Source organism: Paenibacillus mesotrionivorans, from assembly GCF_046098205.1.
Lineage (GTDB): Bacteria > Bacillota > Bacilli > Paenibacillales > NBRC-103111 > Paenibacillus_AR > Paenibacillus_AR mesotrionivorans.
The window spans coordinates 12,313-31,187 of the sequence record NZ_JBJURJ010000002.1; the positions used below are offsets into that span (position 1 = coordinate 12,313).

An 18,875-nucleotide genomic window follows, 5' to 3' on the forward strand; every position below is an offset into this window, starting at 1 on the left:
AGGCTGGCTTTGCGGATGGCTTCAACAGACAAACAATCAACCCTTGAAGTTTTTTCCAGGCATCAAACGGTTCATATCTATCTTTCTCCCTCTGAAAATGAGGCGGTTCAATTGGCAGCGGCCAATTTCCAACGGGACATCGGCTCGGTATGCGGCTGTTCCGCTGTTCTCTCCACAGATTTGGAGCAATGCCGCGTTGTAATCGGGACGGTCGGAGAACTGGAGTCCGTGATCGCCCAAAAGGGCTTGTCCTCGGACAAGCTGAAGCAGGAGGACGGCTCCTGGCGTTGGGAGGCTTACCTGCAGGAGGTTCGGGACGGGGTGCTCTACATTCTCGGAACGGACAGACGCGGCGCTATCTACGGGATGTATGACCTGTGTGAGGACATGGGCGTATCGCCTTGGTATTATTGGGCGGATGTGCCAGTCAAAACCAAGGAAACCTACTGCATCCCAGCTGACCTCTGCAAGGCGGATTGGCCCTCTGTCCAATACCGGGGCATCTTCATTAACGACGAGGAGGAGCTGGAGGATTGGGCCAAGCTCCATACGCCGGACGGCACCATCGGTCCGTATACGTATAGCCGGATTTTTGAGCTGCTGCTCCGCCTGAAGGCCAACTATATTTGGCCGGCTATGCACGTAAATTATTTTAACGGAAATCCGGAGAATGGCGCCCTTGCGGAGCGGATGGGGATTGTGGTGGGCACCTCCCACTGTGACATGCTGTTGCGCAGCAACCAGAATGAATGGAGTCCGTGGATCACAGCCAAAGGCTACACCGATGCCGTCTACGACTATTCCATTGAAGGCCGGAACCGGGAAATTCTGCAGGAATACTGGCGGGAGAGTGTGGAGACGAACCAGCATTATGAAGTGAGCTTCACCATGGGGATGCGGGGCATTCATGACAGCGGATTTGTGACTAAGGCGATTACAGAAGACCCTACTTTAACGGAGGCGGAAAAGGTGGAGGCCAAGGTCCGCCTGCTGGGGCAGGTGATCCGGGACCAGAAGCAGATCCTGACGGATGTGCTGGGGCAAAAGAAAGCAGACGATGCGCTGAAAACCTTCATCCCTTATAAAGAGGTGCTGAAGCTGTATGACCAAGGCCTGGAGCTGCCCGAGGACATGACTCTGGTCTGGGCCAACGATAATTTCGGGCATATGCGGCGCTATCCCAATGAGGCGGAACGGAGCCGCGAGGGAGGCAACGGCTTGTATTTCCACTGCTCCTACTGGGCCCATCCGGGCTCGGCCATGAGCTATCTGTTCATCAGCTCCATGCCCTTAGCCCACACGGGAAATGAGCTCAGGAAATCCTATGAGTCCGGTATCCGCAAGCTGTGGGTGCTGAATATCGGGGGTTTGAAGCCTGTTGAGCAGGACATGGAATATTTCCTGCGGTACGGCTGGGAAGCGGGCAAGGAAACGGGCATAACCAAGGATACGTTCCAGTTCACCAAACACTGGATCGACACCAACTTCACGGGGCAGCACGGAGCGGAGGCCGCGGTGCTTTATGAGATTTTTGCCCAAGCCACTGACGTTCGCAAGATCGAGCATATGAACTCGGACGTATTCTCCCAAACCGCCTACGGGGACGAAGCGGGCCGCAGAGCCCAGCGGCTGGAGGAGGTTTTCCGGCGGGGGAACGCCATTCTGGAGCGCCTGCCAACGGAGGAGCGGGATGCCTTCTTCCAGCTGTTCCTGATGAAAATCCATGCCTCCTATTATACCAATCTGGAATTCTATTATGCGGACCGGAGTGTGCTTTCGTATGAACGCGGAAACATGCAGGCGGCTGACAGATACTCGGAGCTCTCAGCCGGTATGTCGGATTGCAAACGGACCATGATCCATTTCTACAATAAAATCATGTCCGGCGGCAAATGGGACGGCATCATGACCCCGGAGAGCTTCCCGCCTCCGCCCACCGCCATGTTCCCCGCCCGGAAACCGGCCCTGCGCATTGAAGGAAGCGGGCTGCAGGTTTTGCTGTGGAATGAGGAGGATGCACTTTCCTTTTCCCCTTATGGCCGGAAGCAGAAGTGGATCGAGCTGGGCAACCAGGGCACAGGCAGCATTCCCTTCTCCATTACGGTGGAAGCCGGAGTGGAATGGATCACAGTTTCGGAAGCGGAAGGCGTTGTGCAGGCGGAAAAGCGGATTCTGGTGACGGTGCTTGATCCCGGCCAACACGTCGGGAAGGAAACGGCAATTACGGTGCATGACCATCGGAACGGCACGGCGATTCCGGTTCTGGTCCGGGTGGAGGAGGAGCTTGCCCTGCCGGAAGCCTTTGCCGATTATGTGGAGTCCGACAGCTCTGTCTCCATACCCGCTGCTGAGTTCTCCAAATCCGTGGACAAAAACGGAGCAGGCTGGGTACAGGTAGCCGGGCTCGGCAGATACGAAGGGGCCGCAGTGATAGCCTGGTCGCCGGACTTGCGTTCCCTGGAGGGCGAATCTTCCGGACAGCCGTATCTGGACTATGACTTTTACCTCCAGACCGGGGGAAACCATCTTCTGGAGATCCAGCGGAACCTCACCTTGAACTCCACCGGCCGGATCCGCTTCGGAATCGGGGTGGATAGCCAGGCACCTGAATGGGTGGAATCGGAAACCCGGGACGAATGGACAGGACAATGGAAGGAGAGCATCTTTAACAACGGGGAAAAGCTCTTTATCCGGTTGCCCCATCTGTCTGCGGGGACCCATTCCTTGCAGCTGTACATGGTGGATCCCTTCGTTACGGTCAGCAAGCTGGTGCTTTATACAGGGGTGCGGAAGGAAACCAGTCTCGGACCGGTGGCCAGCACTCTTGCGGGGATAGCTGCGGCGGAATATGGGCTGGAAAGCCCAACTTGGGATGAGGCCGGGCTCACGAGGCTGTGTGAGGAGCTGTACCGGACAAAAGCAGGGGACCTCCCGCTTCCGGACGCGTTGTATGTCTCCCCCGCCTACAATAAGATTAAGGACATCACCTTTATCCCGGTTGAAAAAGTGCCCCAGCAGCAGCCGGGTGCCCCGCGGTATGCGGAGCTCCGGAAATCCGATGGCCCCAAGGATATCCTCCGGGAATTCGGCTCCGGCACATTCGTGGAAGCCGGAGGTGTTCTGGCCATTGAAGCGGAATATGCCTTGGCAGACTCTGACGATGCCTTTTTGACCCCGGCCGGGGACGGCAGCGGATTGACCTGGAGCCACCTGCAGGCCGAAACCAACGGGCGGACGGGCTTGGCTATGCATGTGGCGCCTCCCGGTCTCCTCTGGGAGGATCCGGCCGCAGCACCTGGCCTGCATTACCGCGTGAATATCAGTACCGCTGGCCAATACCGGATTTGGCTGCACATGAGGCATTATAACAACCAGTCCGATTCCTGCTACCTGGCAGTGGACGGTACTGCCCGGCCCCTTGAGGAGCAGCCCCGGAAGGGCAATCACCATACGTATAACACGGCATATGTGTATTATTGGTGCTTCCTGTCCGAGCTGGAGCTGACTACGGGCGAGCATATCCTCTCCATTCTGGCGCGGAAATCCCAGCTCCGGGTGGACCGGATCTATCTGACACTGGGCGACGAGCTGCCACCGGTGGATGCGGATTGGAAGGATTCGCTGCGGACGAGCGCAGAGTAACCAGCAAAAAAACCGCTATTGTTGGCCCAATTTGGCCTGCATAGCGGCTTTTTCGTCTTAGTGCCAGTCTGTCCGATGACGCGAAGATGACATGCGACAGCCTAACGGAAGTGAGAGCCTCTATTTGGGCGAAAAATGGTGTTTGGAAAATCTAACGGAAGCCAGCGCTCTTATTGGAGCCCAATTAGCCTCAAACGGCCTGCTTTTGGCTAAATAGCGGCGCTGGCGTCCGTTAGAATTTGTGAAGGGCGGTTTTGGAGGAAATAAGGGCTGTGGTGTCCGTTAGCGGTTGTAGCTTCCGTAGCCGCGCCCCCCGCTCCCATTAACAGCCGTAGCTTCCGTTAGCCGCTCCCACTCCCTCACTGGACTGTTCCGCTTTGCCGCCGCGCAGCCGGAACCTCCACCTCCACCCGGTTGCGGCCCGCCGCTTTGGCCCGATACAACGCCGCATCGGCGAGGTTCACCAGCTCCTCCACACCCTTCACGGAAGGAGCCGCAGCAGCCAGACCCAAACTGACGGTTACGCGCACCATTCCTGCCCCGTCCACAGGAATATCCAGCATGCCGATTCCTTCCCGCAGCTTCTCCGCCAGCTGGCGGGCCACCTCCAGCTTCATCCCCGGCAGCAGGACAATAAATTCCTCGCCGCCATACCGTCCCGTTATCCCATTGGTATGAACCAGCTTCTTCAGTGTCCGCGCCACCTTCCGGATCACCTTGTCCCCCGCCATATGGCCATACCGGTCATTGATTTCCTTAAACCAATCAATGTCCAGCATCATGAGGGACATGGGCTCCCGCGCCTCCTGACACCTCCGAAAATCTGAAGCCGCCAGCTGCAGCACATAGGAACGGTTGAAGGCCCCTGTTAACCCGTCGGTGGTGGCCATACGGCTGATTTCCTGGAATAACCGCGCATTCTCAATGGAGATGCCCACCTGTCCGGCGTATTCCGCCAGGATGGCCAGCTCATTATCCGGCACCTGTACCGGGCGGCTGCTGAACAGAAGCACCTCGCCCAACTGGCGTCCTTGATGCCGGATGGGAATCTCCAGCCGGATGCGGGGCCCCTCCAACACATCCGCATGGTTATCCGTGTCCACCCCGGCAGTATGGGCACCTGTCCATGACCCGATATTCCCCCGGGCAGCCTTCACCGCAGCCCCTTCATCGGACTCCAGCACAATACAACCCGCCTCACAACCCGTCACTCTGACGAAACTCTCCACCGTGTAATCCAATAAACGGTCCAGATCATAGGTAGCCGTCAGGGTTTTGGACATCTCGTGAAGCTCACGAAGCAGCAGTCCTTGCCTCTCCTCCGATTGTTTCGCCTTTTTGAGGGTGTTGTACCGGTCAGCCAATGCCATGGACAATAGCATCGCCTCTCCACCCATCCCGATCCTCGGCGCATAAAGGGTGACGGCATTCAAGGGCAAAAGCTTGAATGCCGCCAGCATATTCACCAGTGCTCCTGCCAGCAGGAGCAGCCAGGCTGCGGCGTAATAACGGGAGGCACGGGTGCGGAACCGGACTCCGATGAAATTGGCCGCGGTCATAACCAGGCCGGCAGCTACCCCGTAAACGGCAGCCTGGGTGGCCAGACCACCCGGCGGCAGCAGAAGGAGCAGCAACAACAGCACCATCAGTCCGCCGGCAGCCAGCCGGTTCAATCTCCCGATGCGCGGAGCATATTCCGAAGCCGAGAGGAAGTGATGGGTAAACACAAGCGCAAGCAGCACTACGGTTACCAGCAAGGCCGGGTTGGACTTGGCTTCCCAGCCGGGCCATGCGGGCCACAGATATTGATAGGCGATACCGTCCCAAACGGCTTGCAGCAGGGCAAAAGCCGTAACAAACAGCACGTAATACAGGTACACCCGCTCCCGGATAACCAGGAACAAGAACAGATTAAACAAGGCGATTCCCAGCATAACGCCGTAAAAAATCCCCAACGCCAGGTTGGTTCCCTGCTCCTTCTCCGCAAACTCCTCCGCTGTCCACAGCTTCATGGGAAGCTGCAGGTAACTGTCTGTTACGATCCGCATATAGATCACCTGCCGGGAATCCGGAGCAAAGGAAACGGGGTAGATAAAATCCCGGTGCTGGACAAGCCTGTCCTTAAAGGGCAGGGCACGGCCTGCCTCTACTTCCTTCAGCAAACGTCCTGTGGTTCCTTCTATCCAATAGAAGGTTACCCGGCTCAGGTGCGGCTTCTCCAGCTCCAGAACCAGATCCCTCCGTTCCGCTTCCATATGAGCAAGCTCCAGCTTCACCCAAAAGGCGGATTCCGACTGGCTTCCGGCCAGCCCGCTGCCGGTATACGGACGGTACCTCCCGTCTCCCGCCGGATCAGCAGCAGTCTCCAGCGTCCAGGAGCGGTCCCGGTCCTCGGCAATCCGGAGCACAGAGGCCAGATCCAGCGGTCCTTCCTGCAGCTGCTCTGCCGTAATCTCCAGCACATCCTGCTCCCCGGCTGCCCTTGCGCATGCGGCTCCGCCGGCCAAAACCAGGAGAACCAGCAAAAGACCCAAGCTTTTAAGGGCCAGAGAAATCAAACCTGCCATTTTTTCCTCAGGAATGAAGATCGATCTCAATTTCGTCCTCCAGCTTCCCCTTCAACAGCCGAAGTCTGCCGTCCGTGGAGAAATCCTTAGGCATAAATCCGTTAATAACCGCCTTCGGATCCAACAGACCCAGCTTAATGTAGGACTCCGCCACAAGCTCCCCGCAGGTATAATTATCCAGCTTGGACCGGATCCGGAAAAACCGCCCCTCCACCACCTCGGCGATCATTTTCCATTCGCCCGGATTGGGAATGCCATGGAGTTCGGTGAACAGGGAGGTCAGAGCCTGGATCATTTCCGGGGTACGCTCCACATCCAGCGGGCGCACCGCATACCGGGGCGGAACATAGGGAGTTACATCGCTTCCGTAGGTAAGCAGCCTGCTCTTCAGATCCACCAGCTTGGGGCCGGTGGTCTGGTCATGAAACTGGACATCGGGCAAATTGGTTAAAGCGGTGGATTCCCACAGCAGCGGCGTGTCCCATTCCGGTAAACGCACCACCATGGCGGCATGCGACCACATGCTTCCCTCCAACCGCTCTACCATCTTGCTGATCGGGTATTGCCCGCTGAACAGGATCAAATCACCGGTTTGCATGGTTGGTTCAAGTTTGGAATACGGCTGCTTCATCATCATAAATTCCCTCCATCTATCTCGCGCTTACTACGAGATTCGACAGACTGGGACGATTTTCCTATCCAGCTCACCATGATTTTGTAAAATCCAGATAAAAATTAGGTAAAACTTCTGGGAATTCTCTATTGAGGCCAAATTAGGATGAACCATGTGTACGCCGAATGCAGCTAAAAAGCCAATGCATCCGGGGCTTACCCGCAGCTGCATTGGCCTATTAAAATTTTATTTCGCCACCGTCTTGTTATAGTTCCCGATCTTTTCTGTGATAGCCTTGGCCGCATCGTCCAGCGCTTGCTCAGGCGGCTTCTTGGCGGTAAGTGCCTCCTCGATGGCGCCCTCCACCAGCTGGCGCGCTTCCGGGAACACCCCCATGACGGCACCTTGGGTGGCTTTGCTCAACTTGGTGCCGTGGAGCTGGTCGACTGCGGTTTTAAATTGCGGGTATTTGGCCATGTTGTCCTTCACGATCTGCTCGTCGTAGGCTTTTTTGGTAATGGGGAAATAGCCGGTGCTGATATGCCATTGAGCCTGAATCTCCGGCTTGGCCAGATACTTCATGAATTCCCAAACTGCCTTCTGCTCCGCCTCCGGCTTGTTGTTCAGAATCCAGTTGGAGGCTCCGCCGACAACTACGCCGCCTTGGGCTGCCCCCTCGGGTTTGGGCAGGAAGCCCGTACCCACCTCAAACTTGCCCGCAGCTGCATCCACAATCCCCCGGAGAGAAGCGGTGGAATCCAGCGTCATCGCCACTTGTCCCGCAAGGAAGGCCTTCTTCGTGTCATCGGTTTTGCGGCCCAGGTTCACGGCGGACTTGGTATCAACCAGGTCCTTCCACCAGGAGAGGGTTTTAAGACCCGCTTCACTGTTCACAAGGGACTTGGTAGCCGGTGCGGTGCGGCCGTTACCGTTGTCTACATATTCGGCGCCCTGGTTGGCGAAGAACTGCTCGGCGAACCAGCCGTAGATGGCGAAGGAAGCGCCGGTTTTACCGTCCTTGGTCAAAGAGGCTGCGGCTTTTTTCACGTCTTCAAAGGTTTGCGGCGGCTTCTCGGGATCCAGCCCCGCTGCTTTAAACATGTCCTTATTGTAATAAAGGATCGGGTTGGAGGTGTTAAACGGCATGGAATACTGCTTGCCGTCGAAGGTATAATAGCCGAGTATATTTTCCTCCAGCTGGGACAAATCGTATTTTTCCTGGTCGATGAAGGTCTGGACGGGGGTAATGGCCTTGGAATCGATCATGAAGCGGGAGCCGATTTCGAATACCTGGATCATATTGGGGCCGCTTTTGGAATCCATGGAGGCCTTCATCTTATTCAGGCTCTCATCGTAGGTGCCTTGGTACACAACCTCCACCTTGATACCCGTTTGGGAGGCGTTGTAGTCTGTCACAACCTTGTCTATTGCCTTGCCCAGCTCGCCGCCCATGGAATGCCACCAAACAATCTTCACCGGCTCCTTTTTGTCAGCTGCGGCTGTGGAGGCAGCCGGTTTTTCGCTGTTGGCAGGCAAGGAGGCAGCGGAGCCGTTGCTTCCGGGCTCCGTGACCCCTCCGCAAGCGGCGGTGGCCATTAATGCTCCGGCAGCCAGGACCGCCGTAAGACCTTTTCGCATCATCGATTTCATGTTTGGTTTCTCTCTCCCTTAATGGTTGGTATGTATCCCTGTATATTGTGAACCGCCTGACGGCGGGGATCACCGGAATCACCCGAATCGCCGGGCCAGGCTTTCTTAGCCCTTGACCGCTCCCGCTGTGATACCGCGCACCAGCTGCTTCAGCCCCAGAACCAGCAGGAGCAGGGACGGCAAAAGAACGATGGCAACACCGGACAGCACCAGGCTCCAGGAGGTGAACTCCTCGAATTGCAGCATGCCGATTCCGATCTGGACCGTCCGCATCTCCGTGCTGTTGGTGATAAGCAAGGGCCACAGATACATGTTCCAGGATTGCAGAAATACATAAACGGACAAGGTGGCCAGCGCTGGGCGGGACAGGGGAAGCACAATCCTCAGAAAGTGCCGGATATGGCCGCAGCCGTCCATCCGCGCCGCCTCGAACAGCTCCCGGGGCAGCTGCAGGAAGAACTGGCGGAGCAGGAATACGCCGAAGGCCGATGCCAGAAAAGGAATCGTCAAACCCGGATAGGAGTCCAGCCAGCCCCATTTTTTGACCGTGAGATAGTTAGGAATGATGGTGACCTCCCACGGAATCATCATGGTGGACAGGAACAGAGCGAACCAGAAGGACTTGTACCGGAAGGGCACATACGCAAACGCGTATGCCGCCATAGCCCCTGTCACTACTTGTCCGAGGGTAATCAGCGCAGCAATAACGAAGCTGTTGGAGATGAACCGGGCAACCGGGATAATCTCCAGCACCTTCCGTATATTCTCCAGGTAAACACCGGATGGAAGCAGCTTGGGCGGATACACCATCGCCTCATCAGGTGTCATGAATGCCGCCAGGAAGGTATAAAGCAGCGGATAGATCATAACCGCTCCTGCAATGGTCAGGAGCACGTAATACAAGCTGTGGCCGGAAACACGCTTTAAGCTCATTGGTAATGCACCTTCCTCTCCAGCACCGTAAACTGGATCACCGTCAGAATGAGGATAATCACAAACAGCACAAGTGCCATGGCGCTGCCGGTGCCGAATTGGTAGTTCACGAAGGCTTCCTTATAAATCGAATAGACGAACACATCTGTGGAGCCGGCAGGCCCGCCTTTGGTCAAAATATGGATCTGGCCGAAGGCTTGAAACGCCTGGATAATGGACACGATGACCAGGAAGAACACAGTAGGTGTCAGCAAGGGGAAGATAATTTGCACGAAGGTGCGCATCGGGCCGGAGCCGTCGATCCTGGCGCTGTCGTAGATTTCCTCTGAGATTCCCTGAAGGCCGCTTAGCAGCACGATATAGTTAAAGCCTGAATGCATCCATACGGTCATGATGGCAATGGAAAAAAGCGCCATAGACGGGTCCGTCAGCCATTGGACGGCGGGCAGGCCGATAACGCTGAGCAGGTAGTTGAACATCCCCAGTGTCGGATGGTACAGCATCATCCAGATAATGGCTGTGGTGCTTACGGACAGTGCTAAGGGCAGTGAGAAGATGAACTGGAATACCCGCATGTACCGCAGCCTGGTGTGCGTCAAGGCGGCCAGCAGCAAACCCAGTACAATTCCCGTGGGAACCGTAAGCAGCGTAAACAGCCCGGTTACCTTCAGGGAGTTCCAGAAAACAGCTGAGGTGAGCAGGTTCGCGAAATTCTCCAGCCCCACAAAAGCGGCGATCCGCCCGCGCGGGTCCGTCAGATGCACGCTGAGATAAAGAGATTGCAGCAGCGGATAAAACAGAAAGATGCCAAATACAAGCAGGGATGGCGCCAAGAACAGGTACCCGATGGCGTTCTCCCTCCGCTTCAAACGGAGCAGCGATTGTGTTTTCCGGTCCGGCTTGACGGCAATGGCCGGCGCAAGGATGGTGAGTTCTCCCTCCATCGAATTCAAATCTACCCCACCTTTATTGGGAATTTGTTCCTAACCTAACTCCTATCCCAGTGTAAGGGGCTTGTATTTCCCCAATGTCAATGGAATGTAAGGAATTTATGGTAAATTCCTTAAGAAATTGTTAATTCCGCCGGTGACGAAACGGTAAACCAAAAAACCGTCCCATGCCTGATGGAATCGCTCCATCGGCAGAAACGGTTTGGCAAAATAACCTTTATTCCTTCTCCGTCTCCTCCCCAGGCACAGCTGACAGCCCGCCCCGCCTGTACTGATTGGGGGATACGCCCATGTGCTTCTTGAAGGAGGTGCTGAAATAATGCTGCGTCAAGTAGCCCACCTGGGACGCGATATCGTGGATGGTAAGATCGGTGGCATGTAATAGCTGAATGGCACGGTTTATCCGGATCCGGGAGAGGAAAGCCAAGAAGGAAACCCCCATCTCCTGCTTGAAAACCCGTCCGAAGTAAACCGGGGATACCTGCAGCCGGTCCGCCACCAGCTCCAGCGACAGCTCCGGGTTGGCATATTGCTCCTGAGCCAATTGTTTGCCCCGGCGTACGATGGGGGACATGGGAGTGTCCCGGTATACACCTTGCCGTGCCGCCTGGTAAGCTGCCGGAATACCCGCCAGCCCGTCTACCGAAACAAACCGCTGCACCGTGGTTATTTTCAAATATCGGGTAATGGACGCTTCCAGAAGCGCCACAGTTTCCTCAGCAAGAATATCCCATACAAACAGAACAATATGCCCGGAGCGGTCCCGGAAGATCACATGGCTGTGGCCGCCGAGGATTTCCCCGGTAATATTCTCAATGGCAAACAAAAACAGCTGCCGGTCGTTTTCCGTGGAGACGGGTCTGCCCAGAACCGTTTCCGACCAACGGATCAGGCCCAGGGTCAGCGGAGCGCAGGCGGGCAGCTTCAGGAAACGGAGCTGCTCAAGAAGCTGTCCTTCATCCCGCTCCCCCTCCAGCCATTCCAGGCAAAACCGCTCCCGGAGCAGGGTTACATTCTTGGCAATCTGCCGGTTGGCCATGTCAAAATGCTCCTGCAGCTGCCTGCGTTCCTCCAACTGCTTGCGCACCTGGGTCAGCACACCGGTCAGCTGCGCCACGTTAATGGGCTTTAGCACATAATCATCCACATTCAGCCTTATGGCCTCCTGGGCATAGGAAAACTCCTCATGGCCGGTCACGATAATCACCCGGCATTCCGGGAGCCGCTCCCGGAGCTCACGGATCAGCGCAATTCCGTTCATGATGGGCATGTTCAGATCCACCAGGATAATGTCTGCCTGCAGGTGAAGCGCAGCCAGCAGTGCCTCCTCTCCGTCCTCGGCCTCCCCGGCCACCTCCATCTGCAGCTGCTCCCAATCAATGGAGCCGCGTATGCCGTGGCGGATAATCGGCTCATCATCCGCCAGCAGAACCTTCCATTTTTCCATGCTCCGGCTCCTCCGTATCCCTTTTGATAATAGGGTGGGTAACAGTAACAACCGTGCCCTTCCCCCATTCACTGCTGATGCGAAGCCCAAATTCCCTGCCGAAGGTAAGCACCAGCCTGGAATGGACATTCAATAATCCGTAGCCGCTTCCGGAGATCATCCGCTCCACGGAGGCTGCCGCCTCTCCTCCCTCTGCTTGAGCGTAGCGGCTGTCCTCCGTTTCATGCAGCACGTTGTCCGCCACCCGGGCAAGACGCTCCAAGAGCTCCTGCAGCTTCTCCGGCTTTATGCCCATACCGTCATCCCGGACCTCAATCAACAGAAGGCTGCGCTCCAGTCTGGCGGAGATATGGATGGTGCCGGGACCGCGGCGCTCCTTGATGCCGTGGTAGATGGCATTCTCCACAAGAGGCTGGGTGATCAGCTTCAGCACATAAAGCCCCTCCGCTGCAGGATCAATGTGGAAGGCGTCGTTCAGCTTGCTTTGATAGCGGGTTTTCTGAATATTCATGTAGCTCCTTACATGCTCCATCTCCTGGTCCAGGCCAATTTTCTCCTGCCCCTTGCTCAGCCCGATCCGGAACAGCTTGGATAAGGACTCCACCATCTCGGAGGCCTCCGCCGCTCCGCGCTGATGGGCCAGCCAATGAATGGTATCCAGAGTGTTGTACAGAAAATGAGGTTTGATCTGGGCCTGCAGGCTGCGCAGCTCCGCCTCCCGCTTCTGCTTCTCCTTGCGGGACACCTCCTGCATCAGACTATGGATGCGGGCCATCATCGTATTAAAGGCACGGCCGAGAATGCCGATTTCGTCCTGATGCCGTCCTGTATAGCGGATGGTCAAATCCCCCAGCTCCGCCTTTTGCATCAGCTTCATCAGCATCCAGATCGGCCGGGTGATGGAATAGGAAAGGTAGGAGGAAGCGCCCAAGCCCACCATACACACGAAAAAGACAAAACAAACCAGATAAAACCGGATTTCCCGCATCTCGGCAACCGTTTCATGGCTGGGAAATACCCCCACTGTGGTCCATCCGGTAAACAGGGATTTTTCGTAGATGAGCTGAACATGGGTGTTGTCCACCGTCTGCGAGGTGACCCCGGACTGGCCCTTGGCAAACCACTCCATCCGCATAAACTCCGCCCAGGAATGAACCGGCGCGTAGATGGTATCTCCGCTCCCATCCAGCACCATCAGGTAACCGGATTTGCCCAGCCGCACATCCTTGATAGCCTCCGCAATCACCCTCAGCTTCAGATCGATCAGGACCACTCCCTTCACCTCCCGGGTGTCAGGATCGACAATCGCCCGTGCAGCGGAGATCAGCTCCGAATCCTTATAGTTGGAATGGTTGGCGACTCCCCAACTGCGGGGATGGCCCAGTAGCTTGAAAATCCCGTTGTTGGCCGCCGCTTCCATGTACCATGGCTCCCGGACCAGGTTGCCCGCCGATTTGGCGTACAGCTCATTGCTGATGTAGTCGCCCCGGTTATTGACCAGAAGAATGCCCGCGATCTCAGAGTGCAGGGTGGTAATCCCCTGCAGGAAGGCCCGGATGCGGTAGCGTCCGTCCGCCCCGATATCCCCCGCACCCTCCTGGGCGTTGTCGAGAAACTGGGATACGTAAGGATCAAAGCCGATAAGATAGGTATTATTTTGCATATCCGTAAAATAATTCTCGATCGTCTTATTCACCTTGTCTATCAGCTGCAGAGTATTGCCGTTCACCTGGTTCTCGATGATGTTGTTCACTGTCCAGTTGATCAGTCCTCCCAGCAGGAAGGTGGGTATGATGCTGGCCAGCAGGAAGATGGCAATCAGCTTGTAGCGGAAGGGCAGGTAGGCAATCTTGAACCGGCTGTTCACATGGATGAAGGGCCGCTGCCAGCCCCGTTTATTTGGCATAATAACCGTCCACATTGGCTTCCGTCACAATGGTAATGCCGGTATCCGTATTCACCGGCAGCGTGGAAACCGCCGCTCCCCGGGAGGCCGCTCCAGATTCCACCAGACCATGGTTCAGGTGAAACAGATACTGCATGGACCAATACCCCATGTTCCAGGTGCCTTGGGCCATGGTAGCGGAGATGGTGCCATTTTTGACCATATCCAGGGTCCCCTTGTCCGTATCAAAGCCGATTACCTTGACCGTTCCCTTCTTCCCCAGCTGAAGCAGAGCATTGCCGATCCCCACACCCCCGTTGGCCTGAGTCGCGAAAATCCCGGTCAAATCCGGATGCTCCTGCAGCAGCTTCACGGCGATCCGCTCCGTTTCCCGCTGGTCCCCCTTGCCGTCCTCAATGGCGATGACGCTCATACCGGGATAAGTTGCTTCTATCGCTTCCACAAACCCCTGCGTCCGTTCCTGGTGGTTGGACTGGTTAGGCTGGGTAATGATGGCGGTTTTGCCCTGCCGGTTCAACAGCTCCGCCATCTTATCCGCTGCGGTTGCCCCGGCGTTGTGATTGTTGGTGCCCAGGAAGGTTTTGACCCGGCTTGCCGTGATGCCCGAATCGAATAATACAACGGGAATACCCGCATCCACCGCTTTTTGGATGGTGGCCCCTAACGCCTCGGAATTGATGGCCGAAATGGCTATGCCGGAGGGCTTCCGGGCAATCACCTGCTCCAGCACGGTTTTTTCCTCATTGACGTCATATTGGGTCGCCCCCTTAAACTCCACCGAAACATTCAGCAGCTGGGCCGCATCCTCAAATCCCTTCAAACAATTTTTCCAATAATCAATGCCGGACTGGAAGGTAACCATCACATACTTCTCGCTGATGGACCCCCTCAGCCCCTCTTCGGCCTGCCCGTTCTGCATCCTGAAGGGAGCCCGGCTCTGGTACACATACCCCAGAAAAGCGATAATGAGCGCCAAATACACCACAAGCAGCTTCTTCATTCCTGTTCCTCCAAGCCCGGCCTGTTATACCCGGTGACATGTATTTCCATCATACTATTGTAACCGTTTTCTGTCTTTCGGAAAATCCTAACAATTTTATAAATTCCATACTTAAAAAAGGTTATTTTTTATAAAAAACGTTCGTTTTCCTCGAAAGACGGTCCGTTGGGCACGATGCTATATTCAGGTTGCGGCCGGAAAGGCCTGCACATATTCGGGAGAGGGGCAATAAAAATGAGGAAAGCTCTGGTCTTGTCCATTATATTCGCGATGATGTTTGCTGTGGCCGCCTGCGGCAGCTCCGGGGGCGCATCGTCTGAGGGAGCCGGTTCAACCAAAGCGCCGGCAGATGCAAAAGCCGGGTTTGTAGGTATCTCCATGCCGACCAAGTCCTCGGAGCGCTGGGTGCATGACGGGGAAAACATGGTGAAGGAATTCCAGAAAATCGGCTACAAAACCGACCTCCAATACGGGGAGGATGTGGTGGAAAACCAGGTGTCCCAGATCGAAAACATGATTACCAAGGGAGTCAATGTGCTGGTTATTGCCCCGATTGACGGCGAATCCATGACCGATGTGCTCAAAAAAGCCCATGACAAGAATATCTCCGTTATCGCCTATGACCGGTTGATCAAAAAAAGCGAGTATGTCAGCTATTATGCCACCTTTGACAACTTTAAGGTAGGAGTGCTGCAAGCCTCCTACATCGAGGACAAACTGGGGCTGAAGGACGGCAAAGGACCGTTTACCATCGAGCTGTTTGCCGGTTCGCCCGACGACAACAATGCCCACTTTTTCTTTGATGGCGCCATGTCCGTGCTGAAGCCCTATATGGACTCCGGCAAGCTTGTGGTCAAGAGTAAACAAACCAACTTCGATCAGGTAGCCACTCTCCGGTGGGACGGCGCCACCGCCCAATCCCGGATGGATAATCTGCTCAGCAAAAATTACTCCAGCGACAAGGTAAGCGCCGTGCTCTCCCCGTATGACGGCATCAGCATCGGCATTATCTCCTCTCTGAAGGGTGTGGGCTACGGGTCGGCAGGCAAGCCAATGCCTGTCATTACAGGGCAAGACGCGGAGCTTGCCTCCATCAAGTCCATTATTGCCGGTGAACAAACCTCCACGGTTTACAAGGATACCCGGGAGCTTGCCAAGAAGGCCGTCCAAATGGCGGATACCGTCCTGAAGGGCGGAACCGTCGAGGTAAATGATTCGAAAACCTACAACAACGGAGCCAAGGTTGTTCCGTCCTACCTGCTTCAGCCCGTGTCCGTGGATAAGTCCAATTACGAAAAGGTATTGGTGGAGGGCGGCTACTACACCAAGGAGCAGCTGTCCAAATAAGCTGCCGTTAACCGATAAGGGGTATGCTCCAGGCCTCGCCATGGCGGTGCCGGATCCTGGGGCTGCCCCCTTCGACTACAGAAAGGTACGGTGATCGTATGCCGGGAAATATATTGGAAATGCGCAGCATCACTAAGACATTCCCTGGAGTCAAGGCGCTTTCCGATGTCAACCTGCAGGTGAAGGAAGGGGAAATCCATGCCCTCATGGGTGAAAACGGCGCCGGAAAGTCCACTCTGATGAAGGTGCTCAGCGGTGTATATCCCCATGGCACGTACGAAGGGGACATTCTGTTTAAGGGCCAGGTTTGCGCCTTCCGGGACATCAAACAAAGCGAAGAGCTGGGTATTGTCATTATACACCAGGAGCTGGCGTTAATCCCTTATTTGTCCATAGCGGAGAATATCTTTCTGGGCAACGAGCAAGCCAAACACGGCATTGTCAACTGGCATGAGACTTCGGTCAGAACCAAGGAGCTTCTGAAAAAGGTCGGGCTGGACGAATCTCCGCAAACGCTGGTTACCGATATCGGGGTTGGCAAGCAGCAGCTGGTGGAGATCGCCAAGGCCCTGTCCAAGAAGGTCCAGCTGCTGATCCTGGACGAACCTACGGCAGCCCTAAACGAAGAGGACAGCGGGAACCTGCTGAACCTGCTGCTGGAATTCAAGAAGCAGGGCATCACGTCGATTATGATTTCGCACAAGCTGAATGAAATATCCCGGGTGGCCGACTCCATCACCATCATCCGCGACGGCCAAACCATCGAAACGCTGGATGTGAAGCTGGATCAGGTGAACGAGGACCGGATCATCAAGGGGATGGTTGGCCGGGATCTCACCCAGCGGTATCCCTCCCGGAGCTCCCCGATCGGTTCGGTTATGTTCGAGGTGAAGGACTGGAATGTGTATCATCCTCTCCACCCCGACCGGAAGGTCATCGACCAGGCTCATTTCCATATCAAAAAGGGCGAAGTTGTAGGCATTGCGGGGCTGATGGGCTCCGGCAGGACGGAGCTGGCCATGAGTATATTCGGCAGGTCCTACGGCAAAAAAATAACCGGCCAGGTGCTGAAGGACGGCAGAGAAATCCGGCTCAACAGTATTCCGGAGGCGATCAAACACGGCATTTCGTATGTAACGGAGGACCGGAAGCACTACGGGCTCATTCTGATCGACGATATCAAACGCAATATCACCCTCTCCAATCTGGGACGGATTTCCCGGCATACCGTTGTCAATGACAATGAGGAGATTGTGCAGGCGGAATCGTTCCGCCAGAAAATGAATATCAAATCCCCCTCCATTCTGCAGAAAACCGGGAACCTGAGCGGCGGCAACCAGCAGAAGGTGGTGCTGAGCAAATGGATGTTTGCCGAGCCGGACATTCTGATCCTGGACGAACCCACACGCGGCATCGATGTGGGCGCCAAATACGAAATTTATACCATCATTAATGATCTGGCCGCTCTAGGCAAGGGTGTGCTGATCATTTCATCCGAGCTTCCGGAGATCCTTGGCATGTGCGACCGGATTTATATTATGAGTGAAGGTGCCATTACTGGAGAACTGACCCGGGATGAGGCCTCCCAGGAAGCCATCGCCAAGCTTATGACGAAAACAAGGGGGAACTCCCGTGGCCATGCTGACCAAGCTGTTTAAGAATAATATCCGCCAATACGGCATGATTATCGCCCTGGTGCTGATTTCGGTGCTGTTCCAGATTCTGTCCGGCGGCACCCTCCTCAAGCCTCTGAATGTCACCAACCTGATTCTCCAGAACAGCTATATTCTGGTGCTGGCCATCGGGATGCTGCTGGTGATTATCACCGGCAATATCGATTTGTCCGTGGGCTCCGTGGCCGCCTTCGTAGGTGCCATCTCGGGGGTGCTGATGGTATCACAGAAGATTCCGTTCCTGCCCTCCGTGCTGATCTGTCTGTTGATCGGAGCGGCCGTCGGGGCTTGGCAGGGCTTTTGGGTGGCATATGTGCGGATCCCCGCCTTTATTGTCACCCTGGCCGGTATGCTGCTGTTCCGCGGGCTGACCATGATTGTGCTCAAGGGCATGTCTCTTGCCCCTTACCCCAAGACATTCCAAAAGATCAGCTCCGGTTTTATCCATGATCCCTTCGGCGGCCGTGTGCATCTGTTGACCCTGCTTATTGGGGCAGCCCTGTCGGTGCTTTACATTTATATGGAGATGCACAGCCGCCGCTCCAAGCTCCGGTACCAGTTCGATGTGCTGCCTCCGGCCTGGTTCGCCGTCCAGATGATTCTGGTCGTACTGGTAATTAATCTGTTCACCTGGGTGCTGGCGCAGTACAACGGCATCCCCAACATTCTCATCCTGCTGGCGGCCTTGGTGGCGGTGTATTCCTTCGTGATGAACAAAACGGTGATGGGGCGCCATATTTACGCTCTGGGCGGCAATGAAAAAGCCGCCAAGCTGTCCGGTGTCAAAACCAAAGCCGTCACCTTCTGGGTATTCGTGAACATGGGTGTGCTGGCGGCCATGTCCGGCCTTGTATTCGCCGCCCGGCTGAACGCGGCCACCCCCAAAGCGGGCACCAACTTCGAGCTGGATGCCATCGCGGCCTGCTTCATCGGCGGCGCCTCCGCTACAGGAGGGGTGGGCACCGTACTGGGCGCCATTATCGGCGGGCTGGTTATGGGCGTGATGAACAACGGCATGTCCCTGGTAGGGTTGGGCATCGACTGGCAGCAGGGCATCAAGGGACTGGTGCTGCTGTTCGCCGTGGGCTTCGATATCTACAATAAGTCGAAGGCATAGGGAATGCCGAAGTAGTAGGAGTAGCACGGA

General features: G+C 55.8%; 12 protein-coding genes. 4 read left to right on the plus strand and 8 right to left on the minus strand.

The window, feature by feature from the left end; translation table 11 throughout:
* The first annotated feature begins 15 nt into the window (after positions 1-15).
* The gene (locus ACI1P1_RS02600) at positions 16-3,642 is read left to right on the plus strand and encodes a glycosyl hydrolase 115 family protein (RefSeq protein WP_416214804.1); all 3,627 of its coding nucleotides are present in this window, start codon (positions 16-18) and stop codon (positions 3,640-3,642) included.
* Between the two features lie 359 nt (positions 3,643-4,001).
* On the opposite strand, the gene ACI1P1_RS02605 is transcribed toward ACI1P1_RS02600, so the two are convergent.
* The 8 genes from ACI1P1_RS02605 to ACI1P1_RS02640 form a co-directional block, all read right to left on the minus strand.
* Entirely contained in the window at positions 4,002-6,239 is a 2,238-nt protein-coding gene (locus ACI1P1_RS02605) for a diguanylate cyclase (protein ID WP_416214805.1), read from the minus strand.
* A complete protein-coding gene (locus tag ACI1P1_RS02610) occupies positions 6,217-6,846 on the minus strand; it encodes a hypothetical protein (RefSeq protein WP_416214806.1) in 630 nt (209 codons plus the stop codon). Before ACI1P1_RS02610 ends, ACI1P1_RS02605 begins: the two co-directional genes overlap by 23 nt.
* A 222-nt stretch (positions 6,847-7,068) precedes the next feature.
* Positions 7,069-8,472, minus strand: coding sequence for an ABC transporter substrate-binding protein (locus ACI1P1_RS02615; RefSeq protein ID WP_416214807.1), 1,404 nt, complete (start codon positions 8,470-8,472; stop codon positions 7,069-7,071).
* A 105-nt stretch (positions 8,473-8,577) separates the two neighbouring features.
* Positions 8,578-9,405 (minus strand): carbohydrate ABC transporter permease, encoded by an 828-nt coding sequence (locus ACI1P1_RS02620; RefSeq protein ID WP_416214808.1) that lies wholly within the window; start codon positions 9,403-9,405, stop codon positions 8,578-8,580.
* Positions 9,402-10,349 carry a carbohydrate ABC transporter permease gene (locus ACI1P1_RS02625; RefSeq protein ID WP_416215167.1) on the minus strand — a complete coding sequence of 316 codons (948 nt, stop codon included), beginning with the start codon at positions 10,347-10,349 and terminating at the stop codon, positions 9,402-9,404. Before ACI1P1_RS02625 ends, ACI1P1_RS02620 begins: the two co-directional genes overlap by 4 nt.
* Before the next feature lie 223 nt (positions 10,350-10,572).
* Positions 10,573-11,802, minus strand: a complete 1,230-nt coding sequence (locus ACI1P1_RS02630) for a response regulator transcription factor (RefSeq protein WP_416214809.1) — start codon at positions 11,800-11,802, stop codon at positions 10,573-10,575.
* The gene (locus tag ACI1P1_RS02635) at positions 11,771-13,708 is read right to left on the minus strand and encodes a cache domain-containing sensor histidine kinase (RefSeq protein ID WP_416214810.1); all 1,938 of its coding nucleotides are present in this window, start codon (positions 13,706-13,708) and stop codon (positions 11,771-11,773) included. Before ACI1P1_RS02635 ends, ACI1P1_RS02630 begins: the two co-directional genes overlap by 32 nt.
* Positions 13,698-14,708 (minus strand): substrate-binding domain-containing protein, encoded by a 1,011-nt coding sequence (locus ACI1P1_RS02640; RefSeq protein WP_416214811.1) that lies wholly within the window; start codon positions 14,706-14,708, stop codon positions 13,698-13,700. Before ACI1P1_RS02640 ends, ACI1P1_RS02635 begins: the two co-directional genes overlap by 11 nt.
* A 234-nt stretch (positions 14,709-14,942) precedes the next feature.
* Here ACI1P1_RS02640 and chvE point away from each other — a divergent pair, with 234 nt between their 5' ends.
* From chvE to mmsB, 3 genes are all read left to right on the plus strand, one after another.
* Complete coding sequence (gene chvE, locus ACI1P1_RS02645; protein WP_416214812.1) at positions 14,943-16,055, plus strand: multiple monosaccharide ABC transporter substrate-binding protein; 1,113 nt, start codon at positions 14,943-14,945, stop codon at positions 16,053-16,055.
* 98 nt (positions 16,056-16,153) lie between these two features.
* Positions 16,154-17,713, plus strand: a complete 1,560-nt coding sequence (mmsA, locus tag ACI1P1_RS02650; protein ID WP_416214813.1) for a multiple monosaccharide ABC transporter ATP-binding protein — start codon at positions 16,154-16,156, stop codon at positions 17,711-17,713.
* Positions 17,688-18,845: a multiple monosaccharide ABC transporter permease gene (gene mmsB, locus ACI1P1_RS02655; RefSeq protein WP_416214814.1), complete on the plus strand. Its 1,158-nt coding sequence runs from the start codon at positions 17,688-17,690 to the stop codon at positions 18,843-18,845. Before mmsA ends, mmsB begins: the two co-directional genes overlap by 26 nt.
* Positions 18,846-18,875: the final 30 nt, after the last annotated feature.

Excerpts from the sequence above, each read along its gene's own strand:
- ACI1P1_RS02630 (WP_416214809.1), bottom strand. The coding sequence starts at position 11,802 with ATGGAAAAATGGAAGGTTCTGCTGGCGGATGATGAGCCGATTATCCGC.
- ACI1P1_RS02615 (WP_416214807.1), bottom strand. The coding sequence starts at position 8,472 with ATGAAATCGATGATGCGAAAAGGTCTTACGGCGGTCCTGGCTGCCGGA.
- ACI1P1_RS02625 (WP_416215167.1), bottom strand. The coding sequence starts at position 10,349 with ATGGAGGGAGAACTCACCATCCTTGCGCCGGCCATTGCCGTCAAGCCG.
- chvE (WP_416214812.1), top strand. The coding sequence starts at position 14,943 with ATGAGGAAAGCTCTGGTCTTGTCCATTATATTCGCGATGATGTTTGCT.
- ACI1P1_RS02600 (WP_416214804.1), top strand. The coding sequence starts at position 16 with ATGGCTTCAACAGACAAACAATCAACCCTTGAAGTTTTTTCCAGGCAT.
- mmsA (WP_416214813.1), top strand. The coding sequence starts at position 16,154 with ATGCCGGGAAATATATTGGAAATGCGCAGCATCACTAAGACATTCCCT.
- ACI1P1_RS02610 (WP_416214806.1), bottom strand. The coding sequence starts at position 6,846 with ATGATGATGAAGCAGCCGTATTCCAAACTTGAACCAACCATGCAAACC.
- ACI1P1_RS02640 (WP_416214811.1), bottom strand. The coding sequence starts at position 14,708 with ATGAAGAAGCTGCTTGTGGTGTATTTGGCGCTCATTATCGCTTTTCTG.
- ACI1P1_RS02635 (WP_416214810.1), bottom strand. The coding sequence starts at position 13,708 with ATGCCAAATAAACGGGGCTGGCAGCGGCCCTTCATCCATGTGAACAGC.
- ACI1P1_RS02620 (WP_416214808.1), bottom strand. The coding sequence starts at position 9,405 with ATGAGCTTAAAGCGTGTTTCCGGCCACAGCTTGTATTACGTGCTCCTG.